We start from the raw sequence: 17,410 nt of genomic DNA, 5'->3' as shown, positions 1-17,410 counted from the left end.
GTCGGCGCCGGGACCGGCGCGGCGGTCATCCTGGGTGCCCGTGGACACCCTGCTCGCGCTGCTCCGCCGTCCGGCCGTCCAGCGGGGTGTCCGGGCGGCGGTCGCCGCGGGTCTGGCCTGGCAGGTCGCCGTCCTGCTGCCGCCGATGCTGTCGGACCACGCGTACTACGCCCCTCTCGGTGCGGTCATCGCCGTCCACCCCACGATCGCCGACTCGGCCAGCGCCGCGTGGCGCAGCGTGCTGGCGATCCTCACCGGCTTCGGGCTCGCCGTCGCGGTCTACGAGCTCACCCGGGCGGTGCCCAACGCCCTGACCATCGCGCTCATCGTGGCGCTCGCGATCGCCGTCGAGCAGTGGGGCCTGTGGCGGGAGCAGGCCGGCTGGGTCAGCTTCGCCGCCGTCCTCATGATCACCGTGGGTCTCGACGACCCCGGCGCCTACGTGCTGCGCTACGCCGGGCTGACGCTGCTGGGCGCCGCGATCGGCGTGCTGGTCACCACCGTGCTGTTCCCGCCGCTGCAGCTGACCGGCGCCGTGCAGCAGATCGGCCGGACCCGCGCCGTCCTCGCCGCGCACCTCCACGACATCGCCGCGACGCTGCGCGAGGGCCGGGTGCCCGACGCCGCCGAGTGGGCCGCCCGCGCCGGGCGGCTGGACCGGGAACTCGACCGCATGCGGGCGGCCGAGGCGCGGGTCGAGCGCTCCCGCCGGGCCAACCCGCGGGCCCGGCGCTGGCGGGGCAGGGCCACCGGCATCCGCGACGAGTCCCGCGCGGTCGACCGCGTCGCCGTCCTCGTCGACGACCTCACCTCCCTCGTGGTGGAGTTCCAGCCGCACCGCCGGGGAGTCGACCTCGTCGACGCCGGCACCGGCTGGGTGCTCGCCGACGCCCTCGACGGCCTGGCCGCCGTCGTGCGCACGCCGCACCACGGCTCCGACGGGACGACCCCGGACCAGCGCGACGCCGCCATCGCCACCGCCACGGCCGCCCTCGACCGGCTGGTCGGCCTGCTGCGCACCGCGACGGTCTCCGACGACGAGGGCTTCTTCGCCCTGGGCGCGGTCGCGGTCGGCGTCCGGCGCGGACTGCTGGCCCTCGACGCCCCCCTCCGGCAGCAACCGGTCGCCTGAGGGGGGCGCCGTCCCCCTCCGCTCGGGGCGGACGACGCGACGGGGCGCGGGAGCGGTGGTCCCGCCCTGCTACAGCTCCTCGGCGAGCACCCGCGCGGCCACCGGGACCGCGCGCTCGCGGTCGGCCGGCACCAGACCGATCCGCACCCGCCGGTCCAGCAGGTCGGCGACGGTCCGCGCGCCCTCGGCGCGGACGGCGAACCGCAGCTCGCCCACCGTCTCGGGCCGCCCCTCCACCACGGGCTCGTCGCCCAGTCCGGCCACGACCGGGGCCTCGGTGCCGTACCGCGCCACCAGCCGCCGCGGCGCCTCGACGCGCTCCAGGGCCCGCCGAGGCGCGGCGCCGACCAGCGGCAGGCGCGCGGTGCACGACCGGCGGTCACCGCGGCCCAGCCGCGTGACCACGGCGTCGACGGCCTGCTCGGCCATCGCGCGGTAGGTGGTGAGCTTGCCACCCACCAGGGTGAGGACCGGTCCGTCCCACCGCAGCAGGTGCCGGCGGGAGAGGTCGGCGGTCGCGTCTCCGGGTCCGGTGCCGGCCGACGTGGGCAGCACCAGCGGCCGCAGCCCGGCGTAGGCGCCCACGACGTCGGCGCGGGTCAGCGGCTCGGCGAGCACCTCGTTCACCGTCTCCAGCAACTGGGTCACCTCGGCGTCGCCGGGCACCGGGTCCTCGTCGCCGACCGGGCCGGGCACCGGCTCGTCGGTCAGGCCCAGGTACACCAGACCGCCGGGCTGGGGCAGCGCGAAGACGTACCGCGACCGCGACCCCGTCAGCGGCACCGTGAGCGCCGCCGACGGCGAGCCCAGCCGCGCCGCCGGCACCACCAGGTGCGAGCCGCGCGAGGGCACCAGCCGCACCCCGGGTGCCAGCCGTTGCGCCCAGACGCCGGTCGCGTTGACGACCACACCGGCGCGCAGCGACAGCGCCTCGCCGTCGTCGGTCTCCACGTGCACGTCGGCGCCGTCGACGGCCCGGACCGCCGCGCCGGTCAGCACCCGCGCCCCGCACTCCGCCGCCGTCCGGGCCAGCGCCACCACCAGCCGGGCGTCGTCGCTGAGCCGGCCGTCCCAGAACACCAGTCCGCCCCGCCGCCCGCGGACCCCCGGGGTCAGCCGGGCCACCTCGGCGGCGTCCACCCGGCAGGTGCCGGGCAGCGAGCGGCGGCCACCGGGCACCGACGCCCGGACGGCGTCCCCCAGCCGCCCGCCGAGACCGGCCAGCGCGCTGACGCCGCGCCCGGCGACGTCGGGGACGAGGAAGGCGAGCGGGTGCACCAGGTGCGGTGCGGTCGCCCCCATGAGCACGGCGCGCTCGCGGGCGCTCTCCCGCGCCAGGGCGAGCTCGCCGTGCGCCAGGTAGCGCAGGCCGCCGTGCACCAGCTTCGACGACCACCGGCTGGTTCCCGCGGCGAGGTCGGTGCGCTCCAGCAGCGCGACCGAGAGCCCCCGGGCGGCGGCGTCCAGGGCCACGCCCGTGCCGGTGACCCCACCGCCGACGACCACCACGTCGACCGAACCACCGGCCACGGCGTCGAGGTCGGTGGCCCGCCGTGAGGCGGAGAGCACACCGGCGCCGTCGGCAGGTCCCCCGCGCAGCACCCGGCAGACTGTAGCCGTGCCCGGACAGCCCGAACTGACGATCCAGGGCTGGGGTGCCCCCACCAGCCCCCGCGACGCGACGGTGGCCGCCGCAGGGGAGGGCGACGACGGCACCCTCGAGCTCGCCCCGTTCCCGCCGCTGGCCGAGGTGCTGCCCAAGGCGGCGCGCAAGCACCTGGCGAGGGAGCTCGGCTGGACACCGCGGCCCACGCCGCCGGTCGCCGTCCGGGAGATCCGGCTGGCGCCGTCCCGGCTGGCCGAGGAGTGCCGGCTGCGCCTGGTCGGACTGCTCGGCGAGGAGCACGTCCGCACCGACCGCGACAGCCGGCTGCGGCACGCCGGCGGCAAGAGCTACCTGGACCTGCTGCGGCGGCGCGAGGGGGACGCCTCCGACGCCCCGGACGCCGTCGTCACCCCCGGCAGCACCGGCGAGACCGCCGCGCTGCTGGCGCTGTGCAGCGAGATGGGCGTGGTCGTGGTGCCCTTCGGCGGCGGCACCAGCGTCGTCGGCGGGCTCTCGGGCATCGACGCCGACGACCGGCCGTCGATCTCGGTCGACCTCGGCCGGATGGCGGGGGTGATCGACCTCGACGTGCCGTCCTCCCTGGTGACCGTGGGCCCCGGTATGCGCGGGCCGGCGCTGGAGGAGCACCTCGGCACGCACGGGCTCACCCTCGGCCACTTCCCGCAGAGCTGGGAGTTCGCCTCCCTCGGCGGGTACGCGGCCACCCGCTCGGCAGGGCAGGCCTCCACGGGCCTGGGCCGGTTCGACGACCTCGTGGCCGGGCTGACACTGGCCACGCCGACGGGGGTGCTGGAGCTGGGACGTCCGCCGGCGTCGGCCGCGGGACCGGACCTGCTGGGCCTGGCGCTGGGCTCGGAGGGGGCGCTGGGCGTCATCACCGAGCTGCGGCTGCGGGTGCGGCCCCGGACGCGCGCCGGGTCGTACGAGGGCTGGTCGTTCCGGTCCTGGGCGGCGGGGCTGGCCGGGCTCCAGCGGCTGGCGCGGCACGACCTGCTCCCCGACGTCGTCCGGCTGTCCGACCCCGACGAGACCCGCGCCACCCTGCTCATGAGCGGCGGTGCCGGCGCGCGGACCCTGCGCGGCTCGCTGCGCGCCCGGCGGCACGGCGAGGGCTGCCTGCTCGTGGTCGGCTGGGAGGGCCCGCCGCAGCTGGCGCGGGCGCGCCGGCGGGCCGCGGCGTCGGTGCTGCGCGACGGCGGGGCGATCCGCGTGGGCCGGCGGGTCGGGGAGTCCTGGCGCAGGCACCGGTTCGGCGCGCCCTACCTGCGCGACTCGCTGATGGACGCCGGCCTGCTGGTCGAGACGCTGGAGACCGCGGCCACCTGGACGGCGCTGCCCGGGGTCTACGACGCCGTCCGGGGGGCCCTGCGCGAGTCGCTGGGCCGCCGGGGCCGGACGCCGCTGGTGCTCAGCCACGTCTCGCACGGCTACCCCACCGGCGCCTCGCTGTACGTCACCGTGCTCGCCGACCGCGACGACGACCTGCCGATCCAGCAGTGGCTGGTGGCCAAGCGGGCCGCGACCGACGCGCTGGTGACCGCCGGTGGCACCCTTACCCACCACCACGCGGTCGGGGCCGACCACCGCCCGTGGCTGGAGCGCGAGATCGGCCCGCTCGGCGTCGACGTGTTGCGGGCGGTCAAGCAGCGGCTGGACCCGCGGGGCGTGTGCAACCCCGGCGTCCTCCTGCCCGACTGAGGGAGGCCGCCGTTCCGGGGACGGCGCCGTCAGGGGCGGCCGGCGGGCTCCTCACCGGCCGGCTCGCCGCCGTCGGCGGGAGCGTGGACGGGGTGGCCGTCCCACCCGGGCACGGGCGGCCGGCGGCGGCGGAGGTGCCTGGGGAGGCGGCGGGGCCAGGAGTCCTGGTCCCGCCGCCGCTCGTCGTCGTCCTCGTCAGCCACGGGGGTCGAGCGCGTGCCCGGAGCTGAAGACGCCCGCGGGGTCGACCTCCTGCTTGAGGGCGAGCAGCCGCTCGGCCACCGCCGGCGGGTAGGCCGCGGCCACCTCGGCGGGGCCGGCGACGTCGCCCAGGAAGTTGACCATGCACCCGGGCGCCGCCCAGGGCCGCAGCGCGGCGAGCACCCCCCGGCCGACGTGCGGCAGGACGTCGGCCAGCTCGGGCACCGCCGGGCCGAGGACCATGACCGACCAGGCGGCGTCGCGGCCGGCCACGGCGTTGGGTGATCGCGGCTGGCGGGCCAGGGCACCCCCCAGCAGCCGGAGCTCGGCCATGACCAGCGGCACCTCGACCCGGGGGCCGGCGGCGGCGAGGAACGCGTCGACGGTCTCCTCGGTGAGCTCGGCCAGCAGCATGCCCTTCTCCCACCCGGGCATGGGGTCCTCCGGGTCCATGTGGACGGCGTCCATCTCGGTGGTCAGCAGCGGGCCGATGAAGCCGAGCACGATCCGGCCGGCCGCCTTCATCGGCTCCACCAGCCGCTCCCCCTCGGCGGGGTCGTCGCCGCAGTAGGCGTAGCGCAGGTGGACGACGGTCTGCCCGCGCAGCGGCTCGGGCAGGTCCGGCAGCGGCGGCAGCCGCAGGACGGCGATCGAGGTGCCGACCTCCTCGGGCAGCGTCGGCGCCCAGGTGCGGAAGGCGTGCAGGACGGCGGCGGCGTCCTCGGCGGCGAAGAAGATGCCCCCGCCGACGAGGGAGCTCACGGGCACCAGCTCGAACTCCAGCGAGGTCACGATGCCGAAGTTGCCCTTGCCGCCGCGCACGGCCCAGAACAGCTCGGGCTCGGTCTCGGCGCAGACGGTGCGCAGCGTGCCGTCGGCGGTGACGATGTCGAAGGAGACCACGGTGTCGGCGGCGAAGCCGTACCTGCGGCCGAGCGACCCCATCCCGCCGCCGAGGGTGTAGCCGACCACCCCGACGTCGGACGACGAGCCGCACAGGCCGGTCAGCCCGTGCTCGGCCGCGGCGGCCAGGACCCTCTCCCACTTCACGCCCGCCTCCACCCGGGCGGTGCGGCGGACCGGGTCGACGGTGACGCCCTGCATGCGTCGGGTGGAGACGAACACGGTGCCGGCGGCGTTGCGCACCGGCCCGTGCCCGGTGGCCTGGACGGCGACCGGCAGGTGGTGCGCGGCCGCCCAGGAGACGGCGGCGGCGACGTCGGCGGCGCAGGTGGCCCCCACCGCGACCGCCGGGGTGTGCCGCACGGCGAGGTTCCAGGCGGCGACCTCGGCGGCGATGCCCTCGTCTCCGGCGGCGTAGACGGGGCCGTGGACGCGGCTGCGCAGCGCGTCGACGTCGGCAGCCGGGACGGCGGCCGGCAGCAGCGGGTCGGTGGCGGGGCGCGGTGCGGGGACGGTCGCGGGGCGGGCCTCGGTGACGCTCATGGCGGGGTTCCTCGGAGGGCGGTGGCGGCGGTGCCGCGGGTCGGGATCTGACGGGCCCGACCCTCGCGGCGCGGACTTGCCGGGCACTTGCAGCCGGCTTGGGTGGCGACTTGCACCGCTGCGCGCGGCCGGAGGGGTCCCGCTCCCGGCTGGGACCTGGGAGGATCCCGCCCCGTGCGCTACCGCGTCCTCGGGCCGCTCGAGGTCACGGGTCCCGACGGTCGGCCGCTGGACGTGGGTGGCGCCAAGCCGAGGGCGCTGCTGACGCTGCTGCTGGCCGAGCCCGGTCGCGCGGTGGCCGTCGACCGCATCGTCGCGACGCTGTGGGGGGACGACCCCCCGCCCACCGTCACGGGCACCCTGCAGGCCTACGTCTCCCACCTGCGGCGGGTGCTCGAACCCGACCGCGGCCCGCGTGAGGCCCCGACGGTGCTGCTCACCCGCCCACCGGGGTACCTGCTGCAGGTCGACGCCGCCGGTCTGGACAGCCTGCGCTTCGCCCAGCTCGTCGACGAGGGCGACCGGGCGGTGGACGGCGGCGACCCCGCACGCGGCGTGGCCCTGCTGGACCAGGCCCTCCAGCTGTGGCGGGGCCAGCCCCTGGCGGAGCTGGGCGACCAGCCGGCCGCGGCCACCGACCGGCTGCGGCTGACCGAGCTGCACGTGCGGGCCCGCGAGCGTCGCGGCGACGCGCTGCTGGCGATGGGCCGCGCCGACTCCGCCGTCACCGACCTGCAGCACCTCGTCGCCGAGCACCCGTTGCGCGAGCGGCTGTGGGCCCGGCTGGTCACCTCCCTCTACGCCGCGGACCGGCAGGCCGACGCGCTCGACGCGCTGCGCCGGTGCACCGGGCTGCTCCGCGACGAGCTGGGCATCGACCCGGGACCGGAGCTGCGCGACCTGGAGCGGGCGGTGCTCCGGCAGGACCCGAAGCTCACCGACCGGCTGCCCCGCCCGGTGCTGTCGGTCGTCCCGCCGCCGGCCCCCGTGCCGCCGGTGGCCCCGGGCAGCGAGGCCCTCGTCGGCCGGACGGCGGAGCTGGCCCACCTGCGGGCGGTCTCCGAGCAGGCGGCGGCGGGGCGACCCGGCATCGTGGTCCTCGGCGGGGAGGCCGGCATCGGCAAGACCCGGCTGGCCGAGGCCGCGGCCGACGCCGGGCGGGCGGCCGGGTGGTCGGTGGCGTGGAGCCGCTGCGCCGACGACGCGGGCGCCCCGGCGCTGTGGCCGTGGACGCAGGTGCTCGAGCAGCTCGGCCAGGAGCCGCTGACCCCACTGCCCGACGACGCCGGTGCCGACGCCGACGCGGCCCGCTTCGGGCTGTTCCAGGACCTGCGGGCCCGCCTCGCCGCCGCGGCCGGCCGCCCCGTGCTCGTCGTCCTCGACGACCTGCAGGGCGCGGACACGACGTCGGTGCAGCTGCTGGGCCTGCTGGCCCGTCACCTGCCGCGGGTGCCGCTGATGCTGATCGTCACCGTCCGCTCGGTCGGCGAGGACCTCCCGCCGGCGGTGGTCGACTGCCTGGCCCGGCTCAACCGGGAGCCGGCGGCCAGCCGGATCCTGCTGTCGGGGCTGGACACCGAGGACGTCGGGTTGCTGATGGCCGGCCAGCTGGGTGCGGTGGGCGGGCGGTCGCTGGCCGGCGCCGTGCACGACCGCACCGCCGGCAACCCGTTCTTCGTCGTCGAGCTCGCCCGCTGGATGATGGGTGCCCACGACCTGCACCTGGACCGTGTGCCGGTGCCGCCGTCGATCGGTGAGGTGCTGCGCCACCGGCTGGAGCGGCTGCCGGCCGGCACCCGGGAGGTGCTCGAGCTCGCCGCCGTGGCCGGGCGCGAGGTGGGGCTGGACCTGCTGGAGGCCTCCGGCACCCCGGCCGAGGAGGCGCTGGCGGCGCTGGACTCGGCGACGGCCTCCGGGCTGGTCGTCGAGGGCAGCCGGCCCTGGAGCTGGCGGTTCACCCACGCCCTCGTGCAGGAGGTGCTGTACGCGGACCTGCCGCGGCTGCGCCGGGCCCGCCTGCACGCCCGGGTGGCCGCCGCGCTGGAGCGGCGCACCACCGGCGGCCGGGCCGACGACGCGCTGGTCGAGCGGCTGGCCCACCACTTCGTCGAGGCGGTGCCGCTGGCCGGTCCGGGGCCGGCGCTGCGCTACTCGACCGCCGCCGCGCAGGCGGCCCGGGAGCGGCTGGCGCACGGCGAGGCCGCCGCGCACGTGCGGCGGGCCCTGTCGCTGCTCGACCCGGCCGGACCCGGCGCCGCCCGCACCCGTCACGACCTGCTCACCGCGCTCGGCAACGACCTCCTGCGCAGCGGCGAGCGCACCGAGGCCCGCGAGGTCGTCGCCGAGGCGATCGCGGTGGCCCGGGAGCTCGGTGACCGCCGCTGCCTCCTGGAGTCCGCGGCCGTGTGGGGCTCGCCGACGCTGTGGAACTGGCGGCCGCACGGCGTCGTCGACCACGAGATGGTCACCCTCCTGGAGGAGCTGCTCGAGCACGCCGACGAGATCGCGCCGGACGCCTCGGCCGAGGAGCGCGACCGGCTCACCGCCCGGCTGCTGGGCACGCTCGGCGTCGAGCTGGCCTTCAGCGAGGACCTCCAGCGCGGCCCCCGCCACGCCGAGCGCGCCGTCGCGCTGGCCCGCGAGGTGGGCGACCCCGAGCTGCTGGGCCGCACGCTGAACAACCACTCCCTCGCCGTGTGGGGGCGCCCGGGCGCCGCCGAGCTGCGGCTGGCGGCCACCGACGAGGCCCTGGCGCTGGCCGGACGCGGCCTGCCGCGGCGCACCGAGTTCTACGCGCGGCTGCACCGCGCGGCGATCCGGCTGCACCTGGCCGACCTGCGCGGGTTCGAGGCCGACATGGACGCCGGACGCCGGCTGTCCATCTCGCTGTCCGGGCCCGAGGTGCGGCCGCACGTGCTCTGGCAGCAGGCAGGCGCCGCCTGGCTGCGCGGGGACGCGGCTCGCGCCGAGGAGCTCACCACCGAGGCCTACGAGCTGTACCGCAAGGTCACCCCGCACGCCATGCACGCCTACGCCGCCCACCAGTTCACCCTCCGGCGCGGCGACCACCGGCTGCCCGAGGCGATCGACGTGCTGATGCGCACCGGCGACGAGGGCAACCCCCTGCTGCAGCTGATGGCGGTGCTGGCCGCCGCGGAGTCCGGGGACCTCACCGAGGCGCGGCGGCTGCGCAGGCGGTGGGGGCGCACGCACGTCCGGGACTGGGCCAGCGACGTCGGCACGCTGCTGGAGGCCGAGGTGGCGCTGCAGATCGGCGACGAGCCCGAGATCGAGACGGCCACCGTCCAGCTGCTCCCGTTCCGCGGGCGACAGGCGGTGCTCGGGACGCCGTCGTTCAGCCTGGGCGCCTACGACGAGCTGCTGGGCCGGATCGCCGAGCGCACCGGGGACACGGTCGCCGCGCGCGAGTGGTGGCGCGCGGCCCGCCGGCAGGGCGTCGCGGTCGGGTCGCCGCACCAGGTGGCGCTGGCCGACTCGCACCTCGCTCGGGTGCCCGAGCAGACGGCCACCCGCCCCCGCCGGAAGCGCCCGGCCCCCCGGTCGGCCTGAGCGCCCCCGAGGACCAGGGGACCCGACCACGGGGACCCGACCTCACGACCAGCGGTGGGGCCGGGCCCGGGACGGTCAGGTCACCTGGTCGTCGCCGTCCGCCAGCTGGACCGTCGTCGTCACCCGGGCGAGGCTCGGCTCCGGCGGCACCGAGCCGAACCCGAACGTGACCGGCGGGCGCACCGGGGCCAGCGCACCCAGGCGGACGCCGTCCCACGAGGCGTCGACCGCCGTCACCGCGTGCAGGTCCTGGACGCCGTACCACTCCGTGCGCCCGTCGCCGGCCGACCCGGTGGTGCGCAGCCCGGTCAGCACCCGCGCCGGCCGGTCGAGCACGCCCACCCAGGCCGGCGTGCGGGCCAGCGGCGGGGGGACGGCGCGCAGCAGCCACCCGAGCGCGGACCGGCGTCCCGTGACGGCCCGCAGCCGGAGGGGGCCGGCCGCGACCGTCCAGGTCCGGGCGTCCGGCCGGTGCACCGCCACCGGGGTCACCTGCACCTCGTCGAAGGTGTAGGTGCCCGCGATGAACGCGCCGGCCTCCGACGACGGGGCGAGCAGCACCCGGGCGCCGTCGTCCCGCTGCACCATGACGTCGGAGAGCGGCCCGAGCGGGGAGCGCGGCCAGTGCCCGACGACGAGGCGGGTACCCGACGCCGTCCCGACGCCGAGGATCCAGCCGTCGAACCGGAGCCGGGGCACCGTCCGAGGATGCCCGTCCGGCGGGAGGGGCGCTCCCTGTGCCAGCCTCGCCCCCATGACCGCCGTCGAGACCGCCGTCCCCGGCGCGACCAGCGAGGTCGGGCCGTTGCGGACCGTGCTGCTGCACCGCCCGGGCGCCGAGCTGCGCCGGCTGACGCCGCGCAACAACGACCAGCTGCTCTTCGACGGCGTCCCGTGGGTGCGGCGGGCCCAGGAGGAGCACGACGCCTTCGCCGCCGAGCTGACCGCACGCGGGGTGGAGGTGCTGTACCTGGACCGGCTGCTGGCCGAGGTGCTGACCGTCCCGGCCGCCCGCGCCGAGCTGATCACCGCCGCCGTCGACGACCCCCGGCTGGGGGCCACCCTCAAGCGGACCACCGCCGCCCACCTGGCCGACCTCTCCCCCGACGACCTCGCCGGCGCCCTCATCGCCGGGCTCGCGCACGACGAGCTGCCCGGCGGCCGGGGCCTCCCGTTCGAGCTGATGGGCCGCGGCGACTTCGTCGTCCCGCCGCTGCCCAACCTGCTGTTCACCCGCGACTCGTCGGTGTGGGTGGGCGACGAGGTCGCCGTCACCTCGCTGGCGATGCCGGCCCGGCACCGGGAGAGCACGGTCACCGCCGCCGTGTACGCCCACCACCCGCGCTTCGCCGGCACCGAGCAGCTCTACGACGCCTCGCTGGAGCACCTGGAGGGCGGGGACGTGCTGCTCCTGGCACCGGGGGTCGTGGCGGTCGGCGTGGGCGAGCGGACGACCCCCGGCGGCGCGGAGCGGCTGGCCCGGCGGGTCTTCGCCCGCGGGCTGGCGCACACGGTGCTCGTCGTCCCCATCGCCCAGGAGCGGGCCACCATGCACCTGGACACCATCGCCACGATGGTCGACGTCGACGCGTTCGTCATGTACCCGGCGGTCGCCGACTCGCTGGTCGCCTGGACGGTCACCCCCGGGGCGGGCGGGGCGGGCGACCTGCACGACGACGACACCACCGACCTCGCCGTCCGGGGGCCCGCCCCCTTCCTGGAGGCCGCGGCCGCCGCGATGGGGGTCGACCGGCTGCGCCTGATCGACACCGGCCTGGACCCGGTCACCGCCGAGCGCGAGCAGTGGGACGACGGCAACAACACCCTCGCGCTCGCGCCGCGGCTGACCGTGGCCTACGAGCGCAACACCGTCACCAACGCCGCGCTGGAGGCCGCCGGCATCGAGGTCGTCCGGATCGCCGGCTCGGAGCTGGGGAGCGGCCGCGGCGGCCCGCGGTGCATGTCCTGCCCCGTCGCCCGGGACCCCCTGTAGCGGCCGCCGTGACCCCGCCGAGGGGAACGCCGCCCGGCCACGAGGCCGCCGCAGCGGGAGGGCGGTCACTACGCTCCGGACCTCCGCACCACCGCCGGTGGGGCCGCGGGAGGGGACGACGGATGACGGGGACGGCGCGGGCGCGCGGACGCACCACGGGCACCGGCGGGGCCGGCCCCCGGACGACCCCGGCCGCGGCCCTTCTCGTCGCCCCCCGGCCGGCCTCCTCCGACCCGACGGACGCCGCCGACCTGCGGTCGGTCGCCCCGGCCACCACCGACCCCGGGGACCCGGCGTGAGGGGCGCGCTCGCCGCCGCGGCGTGCGGGGCGGCGGTCTCCGCGGCGGCGCGGCGGGTCGCCCGCTTCCGCCCACCCGAGGTCACCGCACCGCCTGCCGACCTCGACGGGCTGGACGCCGACGCCGCGGCCGCCCGCCTGGCCGAGCTGGTCCGCATCCCGACGGTCTCCTCCCGCGATCCCGGCGAGGTGGACGCCGCGGCGTTCGAGCGGTTCCGCGACCGGCTGACCGAGCTCTACCCCCGGACCGCCGCGACGCTGGAGCGGGAGGTCCTGGGCGACGGCGCCCTGCTCTACCGGTGGCGCAGCGGCACCGATCGGCCGCCGCTGGTGCTGATGGCCCACTACGACGTCGTGCCGGTGGCCGGCCAGGACTGGTCGCGGGACCCCTTCTCCGGGCTGGTCGAGGACGGCGTCGTGCACGGGCGCGGCGTGATCGACGACAAGGGCGCCCTGGTCGCGGTCCTCGAGGCGGTCGAGTCCCTGGTCGCCGCCGGCTTCACCCCGGCACGCGACGTCCACCTCTCGTTCGGCAACGACGAGGAGGTGTTCGGCGTCGGCGCGCAGCTCGCGGTCGAGACCCTCACCGCGCGCGGCATCCGCCCGTGGGCGGTCCTCGACGAGGGCGGCGCCGTGGTGCGGGGCGTCTTCCCCGGCGTCCCGGGCCCGACGGCGGTCGTCGGCCTGGCCGAGAAGGGCCTGCTGGACGTCGAGCTGGTCACGACCGACCCGGGCGGGCACGCCTCCGCCCCCGGCCGCGGCGGTGCCCCGGCCCGCCTGGCGCGCGCCATCCTGCGGATCGAGGAGCACCCCTTCCCGGCCCGCCTGCACGACGTCGTCCTGGGGATGGTGGACGCGCTGGGCCGGCACTCACCGATCGGCTACCGGGCGGTCTTCGCCCACGCCGAGTACCTGCGGCCCGCGTTGGCGGCGCTGCTGTCGCGAGCCGGCCGGGAGGCCGACGCGCTGGTCCGCACCACCGTGGCGATCACCCGGCTCGAGGGCAGCCGGGCGGCCAACGTGCTCGCCACCCGGGCGAGCGCGCACGCCGACATCCGGATCGCGCTCGGCGAGACCGTCGCCTCGACCGTCGAGCGGCTGCGCCGGGTCATCGACGACCCCCGCGTCGAGCTCCGGGTGGTCGCGGGCACCGACCCGTCGCCGGTCTCGCGGGCCGACAACGAGGCCTTCGCCCTGGTGGGCGCCGCCATCCGGTCGGTCTACCCCGACGCGGCCGTGGCGCCGTACGTGATGGTGCAGGCCAGCGACGCGCGGCACTTCAGCCAGGTGTGCGACAGCGTGTACCGGTTCATGCCCTTCGACCTGACGCGGGACCAGCTGGCCACGCTGCACGCGGCCGACGAGCGCATCACCGTCGCGGCACTGCACCGGAGGGCCGGCTTCTACCGGTACCTCCTCCGCCACCTGTGACGCCCCCCCACGCCGTCACTCCCCGCCGGCGCCTGCAGGGTCGCACCGCGACCCGGCGACCGGCGGGGAGCAGGGGTCCTCCTAGAGACCCTGGGCGAGGCGGTGGTAGGCGGCGCTCCAGCGCAGCTCCTTCGCCAGCGACCGGCGCGTGGTCTCGGCGTCGATGAGCACCAGCTCGGTCGAGAACACCTCGGCGAGGTCGGTGAGCTCGTCGGCGCCGATCGCCGTCGACAGCACGGTGTGGTGCGGGCCGCCGGCGGTCAGCCAGCCCTCGGTCGCCGTCGCGAAGTCCGGTCGCGGCTGCCACACGGCGCGGGCGACCGGCAGGTTCGGCAGCGGCTCGGCGGGCTCGACGACGTCGACCTCGTTGGCCACCCAGCGGAACCGGTCGCCCAGGTCGCACCAGCCCACGACGACGCCCTCGCCCGGCGCCGCGGTGAACACCAGCCGCGCGGGGTCCTCGCGACCGCCGATGGCCAGCGGGTGCACCTCCACCCGGGGCCGGTCCCCGGCGATGGTGGGGCAGACCTCGAGCATGTGCGCGCCGAGGATCTGCGGGGTGTCGGTGGCCAGGTGGTAGGTGTAGTCCTCCATGAAGGAGGTCCCGCCGGGCAGCCCGTGCGCCGCGACCTTGAGGGTGTGCAGGAGGACCGAGGTCTTCCAGTCGCCCTCGCCGCCGAAGCCGTAGCCGTCGGCCATGAGCCGCTGGACGGCGAGGCCGGGGAGCTGGCGCAGCCCGCCGAGGTCCTCGAAGTTCGTGGTGAACGCCCCGAACCCGCCGTCCTCGAGGAAGCTGCGCAGCGCGGCCTCGATCCGGGCCTGGTAGCGCACCGCCTCGTGCGTCGGGCCGCCCGGGCGGGCGTCGTCCGCGAACTCGTAGAGGTCGCCGTACTCCTGCACCAGCGCGTCGACGGCCTTCTCCTCCACGGCCTCCACCACGGACACCAGGTCGTTGACGCCCCAGGTGTTCACCGAGGCGCCGAACCGGATCTCCGCCTCGATCTTGTCACCCTCGGTGACCGCGACGTTGCGCATGTTGTCGCCGAAGCGGGCCAGCTTGAGGGAGCGCACCGCCGCCGCAGCCGCCGCGGCCCGGGCCCACGAGCCGACCCGCGCCCGCACCCGCGGGTCGGAGACGTGCCCGGCCACCGTCGTCCGCGGCATCCGCAGCCGGGTGAGGATGAACCCGTACTCGCGGTCGCCGTGGGCGGCCTGGTTGAGGTTCATGAAGTCCATGTCGATCGTCGCCCACGGCAGGGCGGCGTCGGCCTGGGTGTGCAGGTGCAGCAGCGGCTTGCGCAGCGCGTCCAGGCCCGAGATCCACATCTTCGCCGGGGAGAAGGTGTGCATCCAGGTGATGACGCCGACGCAGGCGGGGTCCTCGTTCGCCTCGCCCATCGCCCGCCGGATCGCGCCGGCGTCGGTGAGGACCGGCTTCCACACCACCCGGATCGGGACCTCACCGGCCTCGTCGAGCGCGGCGGCGACGCGCTGGGACTGCTCGGCGACCTGCTGGAGCGTCTCCTCGCCGTAGAGCCCCTGGCTGCCCGTCAGGAACCACAGCTCCTGCCCGGCGAACGGGTCCGTGCGCATCAAGCCTTCCTCACTGTCCGTAGACGTTCTGGTAGCGGGCGTACAAGGAGTCGACGTCGGCCTGGGCGATCGGCAGCGGCTCGCCGAGCTGGCGCGAGAAGTGCACGGTGCGGGCGACGTCCTCGGTCATGACGGCGGCCTTCACCGCCGCCTTCGCCGAGGGACCGATGGTGAAGACGCCGTGGTTCTGCATGAGGACGGCGGGCGAGCGGGAGCCGCGCAGCGTGGCGACGATGCCCTGGCCGATCGAGTCGTCGCCGATGAGCGCGAACGGCCCGACCGGGACGGGGCCGCCGAACTCGTCGGCCATCGCGGTGAGCACGCACGGGATCGGCTCGGCGCGGGCCGCCCAGGCCGTGGCGTACGGGCTGTGCGTGTGCACCTGGCCGTTCACCTCGGGCATGTGCCGGTACACGTACGCGTGCGCGTCGGTGTCGCTGGAGGGCTTCTTGACCCCGTCGACGGCGTTCCCGTCAAGGTCGCAGACGGTGACGCCCTCCCAGGTCAGCTCGTCGTACTCGACCCCGCTGCCCTTGATGACGAAGAGGTCCTCCCCCGGCACCCGCTCGGAGACGTTGCCCGACGTCCAGGTGACCAGCTCGTAGCGGGTCAGGTACGCGTGCAGGCGGGCGACGTGCTCGCGCTGCTCGCGGTGGGTGCCGCGCTCGGTCGGCGTGGACCCGCTGGGGTTCCCCGCGGGGACGTGGCGCGCAAGCGGGGCCTCGTGGGCTGGGGCTGGGTTCATGCCGGCTGCTCCTCGGTCAGGGCGGCGGAGGTCGTCTCGGTGTCGGCGGTCTGCGGCCCGGCCCGCCGGGAGCCGTTCCCCACGTGGTCCACGGCGGCCCGCTCGACCGGGAGTGCCGCGGTGTACCGCTGCATGAACGCGTCGAAGCCCGCGACGTCGGCCGGCTCGGGCTCGGTGGTCTCCAGCGCGGCGCCGGTGAAGACCGCGGTGTCCAGGTAGTCGGCGAGGGTCTGCTCCGGCGAGCGCCGGGTGGCGAAGGCGGCGAGGACGGCCATCCCCCAAGCGCCACCCTCGGCCGCGACGTCCCCGACGGAGACCGGCGTGTCGATCGCCGCGGCCAGGAAGCGCTGCGCCACGCCCCGGGTCTTGAACAGGCCCCCGTGCGCGAACATGCGGTCCAGCCGCACGCCCTCGGTCTTCTGCAGGACGTCCATGCCGATCCTGAGGGTGGCCAGGGACGAGAACAGGTGCGTCCGCATGAAGGTGCCCAGGTCGAACGTGCTGTCCGGGGACCGCAGGAACAGCGGCCGCCCCTCCTCGAAGCCGGTGATGGGCTCGCCGGAGAGGTAGTTGTAGGCGAGCATCCCGCCGCAGTCGCCGGCACCACCGAGCGCGGCGGTGAACAGGGTCTCGAAGACGGCCGACGGCTCGGCTGCGGCACCCAGTGCCCGGGCGAACTCGGCGAACAGCCCGACCCACGCGTCCAGTTCGCTGGCCCCGTTGTTGCAGTGCACCATGGCCACCGGATCCCCGGCCGGCGTGGTGACCAGGTCGAGTTCGTGGTGCATCCGGCTGAGCTCGTGCTCGAGCACGACCATGGCGAAGATGCTGGTCCCGGCGGAGACGTTGCCGGTGCGCGGAGCGACCGAGCCGGTGGCGACCATGCCCGTTCCCGCATCCCCCTCGGGCGGGCAGAGCGGGGTGCCGGGACGCAGCCGCCCGGTGGGGTCGAGCAGCTCGGCACCCGCGTCGGTCAGCGTGCCGGCCGGCTGGCCGGCGAGTGCGATCGCCGGCAGCAGGTCCTCCAGGGTCAGCTCCGCTCCCGCCTCGGCCGCCAGCTGGTCGAAACGGGTCAGCATCGCGGCGGAGTACCCGCCGGTGTCGCCGTCGATCGGGAACATGCCGCTGGCATCGCCGATGCCGAGCACCTTCTCCCCGGTGAGCTGCCAGTGCACGTAGCCGGCCAGGGTCGTCAGGTGGTCCAGCCGACCGACGTGCTCCTCGCGGTCCAGCAGCGCCTGGTAGAGGTGCGCGACGCTCCACCGGTGCGGGATGTTGACGCCGAACTCCGCGCTGAGCCGCTCCGCTGCCGGGCCCGTGTTGGTGTTGCGCCAGGTGCGGAAGGGCGTCAGGAGCTCACCGGCGGCGTCGAAGGCCAGGTAGCCGTGCATCATCGCCGACACGCCGAGCGCGCCGACCCCTGCCAGGTCGACCCCGTGGCGTCGCCGCACGTCGTCCGCCAGGGCCGCGACGCTCTGCCGCACGCCCGCCCAGACGGCGTCCAGCGAGTACGTCCACAGCCGGTCCACGAACTGGTTCTCCCAGTCCGAGGTGCCGACGGCGAGCGGCGCGTGGTCCGGACCGATCAGCACGGCCTTGATGCGGGTCGACCCCAGCTCGATCCCGAGGGCCGTGCGGCCTCCGGTGATCGCTGCGCCGGCATCCATCGTCATGTC

Annotated in this window: 11 protein-coding genes; 5 read left to right on the top strand and 6 right to left on the bottom strand. The window is 76.8% G+C overall.

Annotated features, from left to right (window positions below):
- Positions 1-40 precede the first annotated feature (40 nt).
- Positions 41-1,132: an FUSC family protein gene (locus tag ACI78V_RS01755; RefSeq protein ID WP_456848309.1), complete on the top strand. Its 1,092-nt coding sequence runs from the start codon at positions 41-43 to the stop codon at positions 1,130-1,132.
- Between the two features lie 69 nt (positions 1,133-1,201).
- Here the strand turns inward: ACI78V_RS01755 and ACI78V_RS01750 are convergent, their stop codons facing one another.
- A complete protein-coding gene (locus tag ACI78V_RS01750) occupies positions 1,202-2,734 on the bottom strand; it encodes a glycerol-3-phosphate dehydrogenase/oxidase (protein WP_456848307.1) in 1,533 nt (510 codons plus the stop codon).
- Between the two features lie 16 nt (positions 2,735-2,750).
- On the opposite strand from ACI78V_RS01750, the gene ACI78V_RS01745 reads away from it, so the two are divergent.
- Complete coding sequence (locus ACI78V_RS01745; protein ID WP_456848305.1) at positions 2,751-4,457, top strand: FAD-binding oxidoreductase; 1,707 nt, start codon at positions 2,751-2,753, stop codon at positions 4,455-4,457.
- Positions 4,458-4,652: 195 nt separating this feature from the next.
- Here the strand turns inward: ACI78V_RS01745 and ACI78V_RS01740 are convergent, their stop codons facing one another.
- Complete coding sequence (locus ACI78V_RS01740) at positions 4,653-6,104, bottom strand: FAD-binding oxidoreductase (RefSeq protein WP_456848303.1); 1,452 nt, start codon at positions 6,102-6,104, stop codon at positions 4,653-4,655.
- 174 nt (positions 6,105-6,278) lie between these two features.
- On the opposite strand from ACI78V_RS01740, the gene ACI78V_RS01735 reads away from it, so the two are divergent.
- Positions 6,279-9,674 carry a BTAD domain-containing putative transcriptional regulator gene (locus tag ACI78V_RS01735; RefSeq protein WP_456848301.1) on the top strand — a complete coding sequence of 1,132 codons (3,396 nt, stop codon included), beginning with the start codon at positions 6,279-6,281 and terminating at the stop codon, positions 9,672-9,674.
- 75 nt (positions 9,675-9,749) lie between these two features.
- Here ACI78V_RS01735 and ACI78V_RS01730 read toward each other — a convergent pair whose 3' ends face one another.
- On the bottom strand, positions 9,750-10,373 hold the full coding sequence (locus tag ACI78V_RS01730; RefSeq protein WP_456848300.1) for a hypothetical protein: 624 nt from the start codon (positions 10,371-10,373) through the stop codon (positions 9,750-9,752).
- 55 nt (positions 10,374-10,428) lie between these two features.
- On the opposite strand from ACI78V_RS01730, the gene ACI78V_RS01725 reads away from it, so the two are divergent.
- Both ACI78V_RS01725 and ACI78V_RS01720 read left to right on the top strand, forming a co-directional pair.
- Positions 10,429-11,667, top strand: coding sequence for an arginine deiminase (locus tag ACI78V_RS01725; RefSeq protein ID WP_456848299.1), 1,239 nt, complete (start codon positions 10,429-10,431; stop codon positions 11,665-11,667).
- 295 nt (positions 11,668-11,962) lie between these two features.
- The gene (locus tag ACI78V_RS01720; RefSeq protein ID WP_456848297.1) at positions 11,963-13,396 is read left to right on the top strand and encodes a M20/M25/M40 family metallo-hydrolase; all 1,434 of its coding nucleotides are present in this window, start codon (positions 11,963-11,965) and stop codon (positions 13,394-13,396) included.
- A gap of 81 nt (positions 13,397-13,477) precedes the next feature.
- Here the strand turns inward: ACI78V_RS01720 and araA are convergent, their stop codons facing one another.
- The 3 genes from araA to ACI78V_RS01705 are packed head-to-tail and all read right to left on the bottom strand — an operon-like array spanning position 13,478 to position 17,407.
- Positions 13,478-14,989, bottom strand: coding sequence for an L-arabinose isomerase (araA, locus tag ACI78V_RS01715; RefSeq protein WP_456848295.1), 1,512 nt, complete (start codon positions 14,987-14,989; stop codon positions 13,478-13,480).
- 10 nt (positions 14,990-14,999) lie between these two features.
- On the bottom strand, positions 15,000-15,734 hold the full coding sequence (locus ACI78V_RS01710; protein ID WP_456848294.1) for an L-ribulose-5-phosphate 4-epimerase: 735 nt from the start codon (positions 15,732-15,734) through the stop codon (positions 15,000-15,002).
- Positions 15,731-17,407, bottom strand: coding sequence for a xylulokinase (locus ACI78V_RS01705; protein ID WP_456848292.1), 1,677 nt, complete (start codon positions 17,405-17,407; stop codon positions 15,731-15,733). The genes ACI78V_RS01710 and ACI78V_RS01705 overlap by 4 nt, the downstream gene beginning before the upstream one ends.
- Positions 17,408-17,410 lie beyond the last annotated feature (3 nt).

It is taken from the genome of Geodermatophilus sp. SYSU D00742 (genome assembly GCF_054049935.1).
The sequence above is the reverse complement of the archived record's forward strand: the minus strand, read 5'-3'. Positions and strand labels throughout refer to the sequence as shown.